The following is a 12,126-nucleotide window of genomic DNA, read 5'->3' as shown; positions in this document are numbered from 1 at the left end:
CGCTGCCATTTTCGTTTTTGCAGGCTGAAACTGTAGACTTGGGTCATTAAGGGGCAGATAAGCGGCGCAAGTTTTAGAAAAAGGATGTCATTATGACTTGCGAGTTTTGCGGTGCCGCTGACACCACCGAAATCACAATTTCTCCGCGTGAGGATACCATTGCGCTCTGTGCGACCTGCGCGGAAGGTCTATCTGGCGCCCCGACCGATGCCCCGCATTGGCAGTGCCTGAATGGTGCGATTTGGTCTGAAACCCCAGCGGTGCAGGTTGCCGCTTTCCGCGTGCTGAAGGCACTGGATGCGGCATGGGCGAATGACGTGCTCGACGGTGTTTACCTCGATCCTGAGGTTCAAGCATGGGCCGAGGCTGGCATCTCTGACGTTAGCGACGTTGTGCACAAAGACAGCAACGGCACTGTTCTGGCGAACGGCGACACGGTGACCTTGATCAAGGACCTTCCTGTAAAGGGTGCGGGCTTTACCGCGAAACGTGGCACGGCTGTGCGGAACATTTCGTTGGTGCCTGATAACGCGGGCCATATCGAAGGCCGCGTTGAAGGTCAGCGGATCGTGATCCTGACCCAATTCGTCAAAAAGAACTAAGGGATCGTGGGGGCAATGCCCCCATATCCAACCTTTGGGTAGTGGGCTCGCTCAGCGCTTTGCGTCGCGCCGTCTACGCAGGATAAAGTGGATGATCGCCGTCAGGACCAAGCCACCCGCGAGTAGGGCGGCCAGCGGGAGTGTTGCGATCAGCATCCAGCCCGACAGGCTCCACCCCGCCAGCGTCGGTCCCCAATCGTAGCCGTCCACGATACACGGGAATGTCGCGTTTTCAGTGACGATGCAGCCGTGTTTGTCAGCGAACCAGCCAACCCAAGTCAGCACGGCGATAGGGCTCAGGCACAGGGCGATCAAAGTGATCCCTATGCCGTAGAGCCATCGCATTTAGGCGCGGCCTTTGTTGGCTGACCCAATCACCCCTTGAGAACTTTCAGCGCTTCGCCCAGATCAATCGCGCCGTCGTAGAGCGCGCGGCCAGAGATTGCGCCGTTCAGTGCTGCGCCGCAGTTCTTTAGGTTCCGCAAATCGTCGAGCGAGGACACGCCGCCTGAGGCGATCACAGGGATCGACATGGCGTTGGCAAGCTCGGCTGTGGCTTCGACGTTCGGGCCTTGCATCGCGCCGTCACGGTTGATGTCGGTGTAGATGATCGCCGACACGCCTGCGTCCTCGAACGAACGAGCGAGGTCGATGACATTGACGTTGGTTTCTTCGGCCCAGCCTTTGGTCGCGACCTTGCCGTTGCGTGCGTCGATGCCGACGGCCACGTGACCGGGGAAGGCCTTGCAGGCTTCGCGCACTAGATCAGGGTTTTCGACGGCAACGGTGCCGAGGATCACGCGGGTCAGGCCCTTGTCCAACCAGCGTTCGATCGTTGCCATATCGCGGATACCACCACCGAGCTGGGCAGGGACCTTGCACTGTTTGAGGATTTCTTCGACGGGGGCAGCGTTGACGGGTTCGCCCGCGAAAGCGCCGTTCAGGTCCACGAGGTGCAGCCATTCGCAGCCAGCGTTCACGAACTCCAGCGCTTGTGCAGCGGGGTTTTCGTTGAACACCGTGGCTTGATCCATTTCACCTTTGTAGAGGCGCACGGCATTGCCGTCTTTGAGGTCGATAGCAGGATAGAGGATCATAGCGGGCACCCGTTTGTCTGTTTGCCTGTCCTTAACCACGGAGAGGCCAGAATTGCAACGAACCCAACGTCAGACTTGATTGGAATCGGTCATGATGAGCAGGCTAATCGCAACGAGAACATGGGAGGAAGACATGAAGACACTAGCTCTGGCGGCGATCGCTGCACTAGGATTTACGGGCGCGGCGCTGGCCGATCCGCTTGAGGGAACGTGGCGTACGGTTGCGGATGATAACGGCAACTCTGGCCTGATTTCGGTTGCACCTTGCGGTGACCACCTCTGCGGAACCCTGATAAAGTCATTTGATAGCGCGGGCGCAGAAATGGCATCCGAAAACATCGGCCGTCAGATCATCTATGAAACCGTTGCGAACGGCGACGGCACCTATTCTGGCAAGGTTTGGTCCCCAGACCGCGATAAGGTCTACAACTCCAAACTCGTGCTGAGCGGTGATACACTTGAGGTGAACGGGTGCGTTCTCATGATCTGCCGCAATGGCGGCACGTGGATGCGTCAGTAAAAACGAAAGGGCGCCGCGAGGCGCCCTTTTTTATGGCTTCCAGTTCAGGAAGTTCGCGATGAGCCGTAGCCCTGTCGCTTGGGACTTTTCTGGGTGGAACTGGGTTCCGACCACGTTGTCACGGCCCACAATCGCGGTAATGTCGCCTGCGTAATCGACATGGGCGATCCGCTGGGCGGGGTCGCTGACTTTCATGTGGTAGGAGTGCACGAAATAAGCGTGGTCCCCCGTTTTGATACCGTCGAGCACGGGGTGCGGGTTGTCGATCACCAGATCGTTCCAGCCCATATGCGGCACCTTGAACGTGGCGTCCGCTGGGGTGATCTTAACAATCTCGCCGCCGATCCAATCGAACCCTGCAGTCTCTTCGTATTCGTGACCGATCGTGGCGAGCATCTGCATGCCGACGCAGATGCCAAGGAACGGTTTGCCGTCCTTTTCCACCGCTTCGACAATCGCCTCGGCCAAGCCACCCATATCGCTGAGCGCCTTGCGGCAAGCGGGGAACGCACCATCACCCGGAAGGACGATGCGATCCGCTTTGGCCACGACGTCAGGTTCGGAGGTGACAACAACCGTGCCACGCCCCGCTTCATGCGCCATCCGTTCAAAGGCCTTGTGAGCCGAGTGAAGGTTGCCGCTGTCGTAATCTACAAGCGCGATCAGGCTCATAGGGCGCCTTTGGTCGACGGAAGGCCACCCGCCATGCGCGGATCGGACTCAACAGCCATACGCAGTGATTTTGCGACCGCCTTGAACGCGGATTCTGCGATGTGGTGGCTGTTTACGCCGTGCACAAGGTCGATGTGCAGGGTGATGCCACCGTGCAGCGCCAGCGCCTGAAAGAATTCGCGGACGAGTTCGGTGTCAAAGGTGCCGATTTTCTGGGACGGGAAATCGCAATTCCAGACAAGGAACGACCGACCCGACAGATCGAGCGCGGCACGCACCTGCGTGTCGTCCATCGCCAGTGCAAAGTGGCCGTAACGGTTGATACCTTTTTTGTCACCCAGTGCCTGGACCAGTGCCTGACCGATGGCGATGCCTGTGTCCTCGACGGTGTGGTGATCGTCGATGTGGTAGTCGCCTTTGGCACGGATGGTCATGTCGATCAGCGAGTGACGCGACAACTGGTCGAGCATGTGGTCAAAGAACCCAACGCCAGTTTGGTTGTCATAGGTGCCTGTGCCGTCGAGGTTCAGTTCGACTTCAATCGACGTTTCGGCAGTTTTTCTCGAGATCTTTGCGGTGCGCATGGGGCCTCCGTTCGCTTACGAGGGCCTTATACGGCGGGGCAGGGGGTAGGCCAAGCACTGAAAAACAAAAGGACGCCCGAGGGCGTCCTGTTTGGTGGTCCATTTTGGAGCGGGCGAGGCGATTCGAACGCCCGACCCTAACCTTGGCAAGGTTATGCTCTACCCCTGAGCTACGCCCGCTTCCGTTATGGACCGACTTGGAGCGGGCGAGGCGATTCGAACGCCCGACCCTAACCTTGGCAAGGTTATGCTCTACCCCTGAGCTACGCCCGCTTCCGTGTCAGTGGGCGTGAGATATGAAAAGGCGCGGGGGGCTGCAAGAGGAAAATGAAGGTCACCGCGAAATTTTTCCAACTTTCTCCGAAAACAGAACGGGCGCCCGAAGGCGCCCGTGGTTTTCTTATTCGAACTCGATCAACAGATCCTTGGCGTCGATCTGTCCGCCCGCTGTGACGTGAACCGCTTTGACCACGGCATCGCGGTCGGCGTGAATCCCAGTCTCCATCTTCATCGCTTCGATGGTGAGCAGGAGGTCGCCCGCTTTGACCTCTTTGCCAGCTTGGGCCGCGATGGTCGCGACCACACCCGGCATCGGTGCGCCGATGTGGTTCGGGTTGCCAGCTTCGGCTTTCGGGCGGCTCGCTTTGGTCGCGGTGACAGCACGGTTTGGTACGCGGATGGTGCGCGGCTGGCCGTTGATTTCAAAGAACACCTTCACTTCGGCGTTCTCATCCATGTCGCCTACGGCTTGCAGGCGGATTTCCAGCGTTTTGCCCGGATCGATCTCGGCGCTGATCTCTTCGCCTGCGTCCATGCCGTAGAAGAACGTGCGTGTCGGCAGAGTTCGAACAGGGCCGTAGGTGCGGTGGCGACCCATGTAATCAAGGAAGACCTTGGGATACATCAGGTAGCCGTTGAGATCCTCATCATCGATCTTTTTACCATCCAAGAGGGCCGTCAGCTCTGCCCGCTTTTCATCGAGGTCAATCGGAGCAAGGTGTTTGCCCGGACGGTCGGTGATCGGCGTGTCGCCCTTGAGCACTTTGGTCTGGATCGCGGCAGGCCAGCCACCCGGAGGTTGGCCGAGGCTGCCTTTCATCATGTCGACGACCGAGTCGGGGAAGACCACGTCGGTGGTCGGGTCCTGAACCTGATCTTTGGTCAGGCCTTGGGACACCATCATCAGGGCCATGTCGCCGACAACTTTGGACGAGGGGGTCACTTTGACGATGTCACCGAACATCATGTTCACGTCGGCATAGGCCTGCGCGACCTCGTGCCAACGGTCCTCTAGGCCGAGGCTGCGTGCCTGCGCCTTGAGGTTGGTGAACTGTCCGCCCGGCATTTCGTGCAGGTAGACTTCGGAGGCTGGCGATTGGAGGCCAGATTCGAAAGCGGTGTATTGCGCGCGCACCTGTTCCCAGTAGTTCGACAACTCGCGGATCGACGCGATGTCGAGGCCTGTATCACGGTCAGAACCTTTGAGCGCCTCAACGATAGAGCCCAAGGTCGGCTGCGATGTGCCGCCAGAGAAGGCGTCCATTGCCGCGTCCACAACGTCGACACCCGCAGCCGAAGCCGCCAGAACGGTCGCGATCGATGCGCCCGACGTGTCGTGGGTGTGGAAGTGGATCGGCAGACCGACCTCTTGTTTCAGTGCAGTGACCAGAGCGGTTGCAGCGGATGGTTTCAGCAAGCCCGCCATGTCCTTGAGGCCGAGAACATGTGCACCAGCGGCTTCGAGTTCTTTGGCCATACCGACGTAGTATTTCAGGTCATACTTCGAACGGTTCGGATCGAGCAGGTCACCTGTGTAGCAAATCGTGCCTTCGCAGACCTTTTTCGCATCAATAACCGCGTCCATCGCAACGCGCATGTTTTCAACCCAGTTGAGGCTGTCGAACACGCGGAACACATCGACGCCAGAGGTCGCAGCCTGACGCACGAATTCCTGCACAACGTTGTCAGGGTAGTTCGTGTAGCCGACGCCGTTTGATGCGCGCAGCAGCATCTGGGTCATGATGTTCGGCATCGCGGCGCGGATATCGCGCAGGCGCTGCCATGGGCATTCCTGCAAGAAGCGATAGGCCACGTCGAACGTCGCACCACCCCAACATTCGACCGAGAAGAGGCCGGACATGTTCTGTGCATAGGCAGGCGCTGCCTTGATCATGTCGATCGACCGCATTCGGGTCGCCAGCAAGGACTGGTGGCCGTCACGCATGGTCGTGTCGGTGATCAGAAGTTGCTTTTGCTGGTGCATCCAGTCGGCAATCGCCTCTGGACCGAATTGGTCGAGGATTTGGCGCGTGCCGCTTTGAACTTCGCCTTTGCCGGGCAGGACAGGGGGCTTTGGTGCCTTCAGCTCAGCATGCGGTTTCGCGCGACCAGCGGTTTCAGGGTGACCGTTCACGGTGATGTCCGCGATATAGGTCAGGATTTTGGTCGCACGGTCGCGGCGTTTGTTGAACTGGAACAGCTCTGGCGTCGTGTCGATGAACTTTGTCGTGTATTCGTAGTTCAAGAACGTCGGGTGCTTTAGCAGGTTGATCACAAACTCGATGTTCGTGGACACGCCGCGGATACGGAATTCGCGGAGCGCACGGTCCATCCGCGCAATCGCCATCTCAGGGGTCGGTGCACGTGCTGTGATTTTCGTCAGAAGCGAGTCGTAATAACGGGTGATCACCGCGCCAGAATAGGCGGTGCCGCCGTCCAGACGGATGCCCGGACCAGTTGCCGAGCGGTAAGTCTGGATACGACCGTAGTCAGGGATAAAGTTGTTCGACGGGTCTTCGGTCGTGACGCGACACTGGAGCGCGTGGCCGTCGAGTTGCACGTCATATTGTGAGGCGCAGCCCGTTGCGTCGACGATGGATTTCCCTTCGGCGATTAGGATTTGCGCGCGAACAATGTCGATGCCTGTGACTTCTTCGGTGACGGTGTGTTCCACCTGAACGCGGGGGTTCACCTCGATAAAGTAGAACTCGCCCGAATCCATATCCATCAGGAATTCAACGGTGCCTGCGCATTCATAGTTCACGTGTTCGCAGATTTTCTTGCCCAAGTTACACAGGCGTTCACGCTGCGTGGCGGACAGATACGGGGCAGGGGCGCGTTCGACGACCTTTTGGTTGCGGCGCTGAACCGAACAGTCGCGTTCCCAGAGGTGATAAATGTTGCCCTTTTTATCACCGAGGATCTGCACCTCGACGTGGCGGGCACGCAGAATCATCTTTTCCAGATAGCCTTCGCCATTGCCAAAGGCGGCTTCGGCTTCACGGCGACCTTCGCGGACTTTTTCCTCGAGCTCTGCTTCGTTCATGATCGGGCGCATGCCGCGACCGCCGCCACCCCACGATGCCTTGAGCATCAGCGGGTAGCCAACTTCGGCGGCCTGCACACGGATAATGTCCATGTTTTCGCCCAGAACTTCGGTTGCTGGAATGACAGGAACGCCTGCTTCCATCGCGACCTTGCGCGCGCTGGCCTTATCGCCCAGTTCGCGCATGGTTTTCGCTTTGGGGCCGATAAAGGTGATGCCGTTGCGATCACACGCATCAACGAAATCAGGGTTTTCCGACAAAAGGCCGTAGCCGGGGTGGATGGCGTCCGCGCCGGACATTTTGGCAACGCGGATCATCTCATCGATGGAAAGGTAGGCGGCAACTGGGCCTAGTCCCTCGCCAATGCGGTAGGCTTCGTCAGCCTTAAAACGGTGAAGGCCGAGTTTGTCTTCTTCGGCGTAGACCGCAACGGTCTTTTTCCCCATCTCGTTCGCGGCCCGCATAATGCGGATCGCGATTTCACCACGGTTGGCGATCAGAATCTTTTTGAACTCGGCCATAGTCGGGCACTCCTTTGCAGATGCAGCAAAGGTGTAGAAAGATTCTGCGGCTGCGTAAACAGCTTTTTTGACGATATGTTAGCGATAACATATCTTTTGCGTAAAATAATCGATTATTCTGACGCTGGGGCCTGACGGTTGTGGAGGGGTATTTCCTTCATCAGGAGGGAGAGCGCGAAGGCAATCACACCCAATGAGGCCGCAATCCAAAAGATCGGGTGGATGGCGTTCACAACGCTATCCGCGACTAAACCGCGTGCTTCCTCGGGCAAGCCATGGAGCATTTGCGGGCCAATTTCGCCGTTGAATTCGACCGTCGTGCCAAGGCCTGCCGCCATACGTGCTGCAAAGAGGGCGCCGAATGCAGCAACCGCGAGCGACCCGCCAACCTGACGGAACATCAGGCCAGCCGCAGTTGCGGTGCCCAAGGTTTCACGCGGTACAGCGTTTTGCACAGCGGTGGTCAGAACGGGGAACGTTGTCCCCATGCCGAGACCAAACGTGGCGAGCGACAGGCTGAACCGAAGCGTCGAGGTGTATTGGTCGATGGTCGAGAGGGCGATCATGCCGAGCACGATAAAGACCGCGCCAATGATTGGCAGGATGCGGTATTTCCCTGTTTTGCCCATCCAGCGGCCTGATGTGGTCGAGCCGAGCAGGATGCCAAAGGTCATTGGGATCAGCATAAGGCCCGATACGGTCGGGGACACGCCTTTTGCGATTTGCAGGTAGATCGGCAGGAAGGTGACAGAGCCGAACATCGCCGCACCGATGATAAAGCTGATCGCAGAGGTCGTCGAAAACACGTTCAGTTTGAACAGTTTCAAGGGCAGGATCGGCTCTGCTGCGCGGGATTCAATGTAGACAAACGCGATGGTGCTGATGAGCGAGAGGGCAATCAGGCCGATAAAGGTCGGGCTGTTCCATGCGATTGTGTTGCCGCCCAGCGATGTTGCCAGCGTCAGCGATGCCAGCGCGACCGAGAGGGTTGTAGCCCCCCACCAGTCGATAGAGTGCTTGACCCGACGGCCGGTCGGTTTGAACGCCATTGCAAAGCCAGCGACCGCAGCAGCGCCGAACGGGATGTTGATGTAGAAAATCCAGTGCCAGGTGAAGGCTTCGACGAACCAGCCACCAATCAGCGGCCCGATGACCGACGACATGGAAAAGACGGCAGCGAAAATGCCCTGCACCTTTGCGCGGTCACGCGGTGGGATCACGTCGCCGATGACAGAGAGGGCGAGGACGAAAAGGCCGCCACCGCCGAGACCTTGCAGCGCACGGGCAAGGATCAGGAAGGTCATCGAATTGGCGAGGCCACAGAGCGCGGAGCCGAAGAGGAACAGGCCGACCGAGACGAACACCGTATTTCGGCGTCCATAAAGGTCACCAATTTTGCCATAGAGCGGCGCAACAACGGTCGAGGCCAGCATATAGGCCGTTACGACCCAGCTGAGGTGCTCTAGCCCGCCAAGGTCGGCAACGATGGTCGGGAGGGCGGTGGAAACGATGGTTTGGTCAAGTGCGGCAAGCAACAAGAGCACCCCGATGGATGCAATAATAAGTCGTGTCGACCCCGTATGGGTCGGAGTAGGTGCAGCGGTCATTGGGGCTCCAGTTTTCTACGGGTGCGTTGCCCGTGATTTCCTCTTTATCTATCGGGAATGAAATTTATGTGTCAATAGCACATAATTGTCATCGGCAGGTAATTGACTTGTGCGAATATGTGAGTAGACACGAACGCCATGACGAAGATGCCAAAGAAATTTCACGACAACGTGCCCGAACTGCTGGCTACCGCTGGTTTCGGGCCTGACATGATTGATGCCCTGCTGGATCTCGACGGGACGATGTTCCTTTGGCATCGGGCGTCGTCCAAAGGTGAAGTGCCCGCGAAAATTCTGGCGGAGTTGGGCTCTAGCGTTGAGGTCGGTCAGTTCTACGCCATGACCGCGATTTTCCGTATCCAAGAAGGGGTAGGGCGCGACATTGCAGAGCCTGCAACGATTGGTCTCCTCGCCGAGGAAATGAATATCGATCCCTCGCGTGCGAGCCGCGTGGCCAGTGACCTGATTGCCAAAGGTCTGGTGCGCCGTGAGGCGGCCCAAGATGATGGGCGAAAGTCGATCTTGGTCCTGACGGATGAAGCCATCGCGCTGTTTCGGGCCTATAAAGAACTGAAATGGGCCAAGGTGATCGAGGTTTATCGGGATTGGAACGCTGAGGATATCGCGGCCTTTTCCCGTCTCCTTGGGCGATATGTCGGTGATATGCGCCGCGTTTTGCATGGGCAAGACTAACTAGAACATAATGCGAACAGGCGCTTTCCTCGCGTCCAGAGTTGCGCTATTTATCCTGCCATGAGCAGCTATTCCGATGATGACGCCTTTGAGGCGGCCGAAATGTCCTTGTCCCAGCGCGCTATGATGGCGTCGCGGCCTACGCCATATCTGGATGACCTCAATCCGGCACAGCGAGAGGCGGTTGAGGCGTTAGACGGTCCCGTTTTGATGCTGGCGGGTGCGGGAACGGGCAAGACCAAGGCGCTGACCACGCGGATCGTTCACCTGCTTGCCACGGGTAAGGCGCGTCCGAATGAAATCCTTTCGGTGACGTTCACCAACAAAGCTGCGCGCGAGATGAAAGAGCGTGTTGGCCGTCTGCTGGGCGAGGCGGTTGAGGGTATGCCGTGGATGGGCACCTTCCACTCTGTCTGCGTCAAACTTCTGCGCCGTCACGCCGAACTAATCGGGATGGATGACCGCAATGCCCTGATCGAAGGGCGCCCGTCGCTGCACCTGAAATCGAATTTCACGATCCTCGATACCGATGATCAGATCCGCCTGCTCAAGCAGTTGATCGAGGCGAATAACATCGATGCCAAACGCTGGCCGCCACGGATGCTGGCGGGGATCATTGATAGCTGGAAAAACCGCGCATGGACGCCTGATAAGGTTCCGACCCGCGAGGCCGCTGCCTTTGATGGCAAAGCGATTGACCTCTACGACCAGTATCAGCGGCGTTTGTTGGAACTGAATGCCGTCGATTTCGGTGACCTCTTGCTGCACATGGTCACGATATTCCAGACCCATCAGGACGTGCTGGATCAATACCAGCGCTGGTTCCGCTATGTGATGGTGGACGAATATCAGGATACCAACGTCGCGCAGTATCTCTGGTTGCGCCTCCTTGCGGGCGGTCACAAAAACATCTGCTGCGTAGGCGATGACGACCAGTCGATCTATGGCTGGCGCGGGGCTGAGGTCGGCAACATCCTCAAGTTCGAAAAGGATTTCCCCGGGGCCAAGGTCGTTCGGCTCGAACAAAACTACCGCTCCACACCGCATATCCTTGCCGCTGCTTCGGGGGTGATTGCGGGGAATAAGGGGCGTTTGGGTAAGACGCTGTGGACGGACCGCGAAGAAGGTGAACGCGTTCGCCTGATCGGTCATTGGGACGGCGAAGAAGAGGCCCGCTGGATCGGTGAAGAGATCGAGGCGATGCAGCGCGGCACCCGTGGGATGGATCCTCGGTCGCTCGACGATATGGCGATCCTCGTGCGGGCATCCCATCAGATGCGCGCGTTTGAGGACCGTTTCTTGACCATCGGCCTACCATATCGCGTCATCGGCGGCCCGCGTTTCTACGAGCGTTTGGAAATCCGCGATGCGATGGCCTATTTCCGTCTCGCTGTGTCACAAGACGACGACCTCGCGTTCGAGCGGATTGTGAACACGCCGAAACGGGGGCTGGGTGATAAGGCGATCCAGACGATTCAGCGTATGGCGCGTGATAATGGCGTGAACCTCGTCGAAGGGGCGCGGCTTTGTGTCGACACCGGCGCGATCAAAGGCAAGGGTGGCGCGGCGCTGGGCGAATTGGTTCAGGGGCTCGACCGTTGGTATCAGCAGCTGCGGGATGAGGCGGATACGCATATCGAAGTGGCCGAAATGATCCTCGACGAATCTGGCTACACCACGATGTGGATGAACGACAAAACGCCAGAGGCTCCGGGGCGGCTGGAGAACCTCAAGGAATTGGTCAAAGCGCTCGAGAATTTCGATAACCTGCAAGGGTTCCTCGAACACATCGCGCTGATTATGGACAATGATTCCGAGGATGCTGAGGAAAAGGTCAGCATCATGACCCTGCATGCGGCAAAGGGTTTGGAATTCCCTGCCGTGTTCCTGCCAGGGTGGGAGGACGGTTTGTTCCCGTCCCAACGCAGCATGGATGAAAGCGGGCTGAAGGGGTTGGAAGAGGAACGCCGTCTGGCTTACGTCGGGATCACCCGCGCCGAAGAGGTTTGCACTATTTCCTTTGCCGCGAACCGTCGGGTCTATGGCCAGTGGCAGAGCCAGCTGCCCAGCCGATTCATCGACGAATTGCCCGTCGATCACGTGGAAATTCTGACACCTCCGGGGCTATATGGTGGGGGCTATGGCGCCGCTGGCATGTCGTCGAGCGCGTCACCCGCCTATGCGATGAAATCCGCATCCACCATCGAAGAGCGCGTTGGCAAGGCAGATGTTTACAACTCCCCCGGTTGGAAACGGATGCAAGCACGGAGCCAGAGCCGTGGCATGGCCCAGCCGTCAGAGGTGCGTGGTTTGACCATCGATGCGACCGCTGTGTCGTCCTTCACCATCGGCGATCGCGTGTTCCACCAGAAATTCGGCTACGGCGAAGTGATGGAGATTGAGGGCGATAAGCTCGATATCGAATTCGATAAGGCGGGTTCAAAGAAGGTCGTGGCAAAGTTCATCGTCTCTGCGGCGCAGGCAAACGACGTTCCATTTTAGGG

Annotated in this window: 10 protein-coding genes and 2 tRNA genes; 4 read left to right on the top strand and 8 right to left on the bottom strand. The window is 58.2% G+C overall.

Annotated elements, in window-relative coordinates; genetic code table 11:
- The first annotated feature begins 92 nt into the window (after positions 1-92).
- On the top strand, positions 93-602 hold the full coding sequence (locus AC07ED_RS08930) for an alkylphosphonate utilization protein (RefSeq protein ID WP_105235477.1): 510 nt from the start codon (positions 93-95) through the stop codon (positions 600-602).
- 51 nt (positions 603-653) lie between these two features.
- On the opposite strand, the gene AC07ED_RS08925 is transcribed toward AC07ED_RS08930, so the two are convergent.
- Both AC07ED_RS08925 and hisA read right to left on the bottom strand, forming a co-directional pair.
- Entirely contained in the window at positions 654-947 is a 294-nt protein-coding gene (locus AC07ED_RS08925) for a hypothetical protein (RefSeq protein WP_105235476.1), read from the bottom strand.
- 29 nt (positions 948-976) lie between these two features.
- Positions 977-1,699, bottom strand: a complete 723-nt coding sequence (gene hisA, locus AC07ED_RS08920) for a 1-(5-phosphoribosyl)-5-[(5-phosphoribosylamino)methylideneamino]imidazole-4-carboxamide isomerase (RefSeq protein ID WP_067549480.1) — start codon at positions 1,697-1,699, stop codon at positions 977-979.
- A gap of 133 nt (positions 1,700-1,832) precedes the next feature.
- Between hisA and AC07ED_RS08915 the strand changes: the two genes are divergently transcribed.
- Positions 1,833-2,219: a DUF2147 domain-containing protein gene (locus AC07ED_RS08915; RefSeq protein ID WP_105235475.1), complete on the top strand. Its 387-nt coding sequence runs from the start codon at positions 1,833-1,835 to the stop codon at positions 2,217-2,219.
- A gap of 30 nt (positions 2,220-2,249) precedes the next feature.
- Here the strand turns inward: AC07ED_RS08915 and hisH are convergent, their stop codons facing one another.
- From hisH to AC07ED_RS08885, 6 genes are all read right to left on the bottom strand, one after another.
- Positions 2,250-2,891 carry an imidazole glycerol phosphate synthase subunit HisH gene (gene hisH, locus AC07ED_RS08910; protein ID WP_105235474.1) on the bottom strand — a complete coding sequence of 214 codons (642 nt, stop codon included), beginning with the start codon at positions 2,889-2,891 and terminating at the stop codon, positions 2,250-2,252.
- The gene (hisB, locus tag AC07ED_RS08905) at positions 2,888-3,475 is read right to left on the bottom strand and encodes an imidazoleglycerol-phosphate dehydratase HisB (protein WP_105235473.1); all 588 of its coding nucleotides are present in this window, start codon (positions 3,473-3,475) and stop codon (positions 2,888-2,890) included. The genes hisH and hisB overlap by 4 nt, the downstream gene beginning before the upstream one ends.
- A 105-nt stretch (positions 3,476-3,580) precedes the next feature.
- Positions 3,581-3,655 (bottom strand) — tRNA-Gly (locus AC07ED_RS08900).
- 18 nt (positions 3,656-3,673) lie between these two features.
- A tRNA-Gly gene (locus tag AC07ED_RS08895) sits at positions 3,674-3,748 on the bottom strand.
- A gap of 127 nt (positions 3,749-3,875) precedes the next feature.
- Complete coding sequence (locus tag AC07ED_RS08890; protein WP_105235472.1) at positions 3,876-7,322, bottom strand: pyruvate carboxylase; 3,447 nt, start codon at positions 7,320-7,322, stop codon at positions 3,876-3,878.
- A 113-nt stretch (positions 7,323-7,435) separates the two neighbouring features.
- Positions 7,436-8,929 carry an MDR family MFS transporter gene (locus AC07ED_RS08885; RefSeq protein WP_105235471.1) on the bottom strand — a complete coding sequence of 498 codons (1,494 nt, stop codon included), beginning with the start codon at positions 8,927-8,929 and terminating at the stop codon, positions 7,436-7,438.
- A gap of 138 nt (positions 8,930-9,067) precedes the next feature.
- Here AC07ED_RS08885 and AC07ED_RS08880 point away from each other — a divergent pair, with 138 nt between their 5' ends.
- Together AC07ED_RS08880 and AC07ED_RS08875 are read left to right on the top strand one after the other, a co-directional pair.
- Positions 9,068-9,622 carry a MarR family winged helix-turn-helix transcriptional regulator gene (locus AC07ED_RS08880; protein WP_105235470.1) on the top strand — a complete coding sequence of 185 codons (555 nt, stop codon included), beginning with the start codon at positions 9,068-9,070 and terminating at the stop codon, positions 9,620-9,622.
- A 60-nt stretch (positions 9,623-9,682) separates the two neighbouring features.
- Complete coding sequence (locus AC07ED_RS08875; RefSeq protein WP_105235469.1) at positions 9,683-12,124, top strand: ATP-dependent helicase; 2,442 nt, start codon at positions 9,683-9,685, stop codon at positions 12,122-12,124.
- Positions 12,125-12,126 lie beyond the last annotated feature (2 nt).

The organism is Aestuarium zhoushanense, from assembly GCF_056431045.1.
The sequence above is the reverse complement of the archived record's forward strand: the minus strand, read 5'-3'. Positions and strand labels throughout refer to the sequence as shown.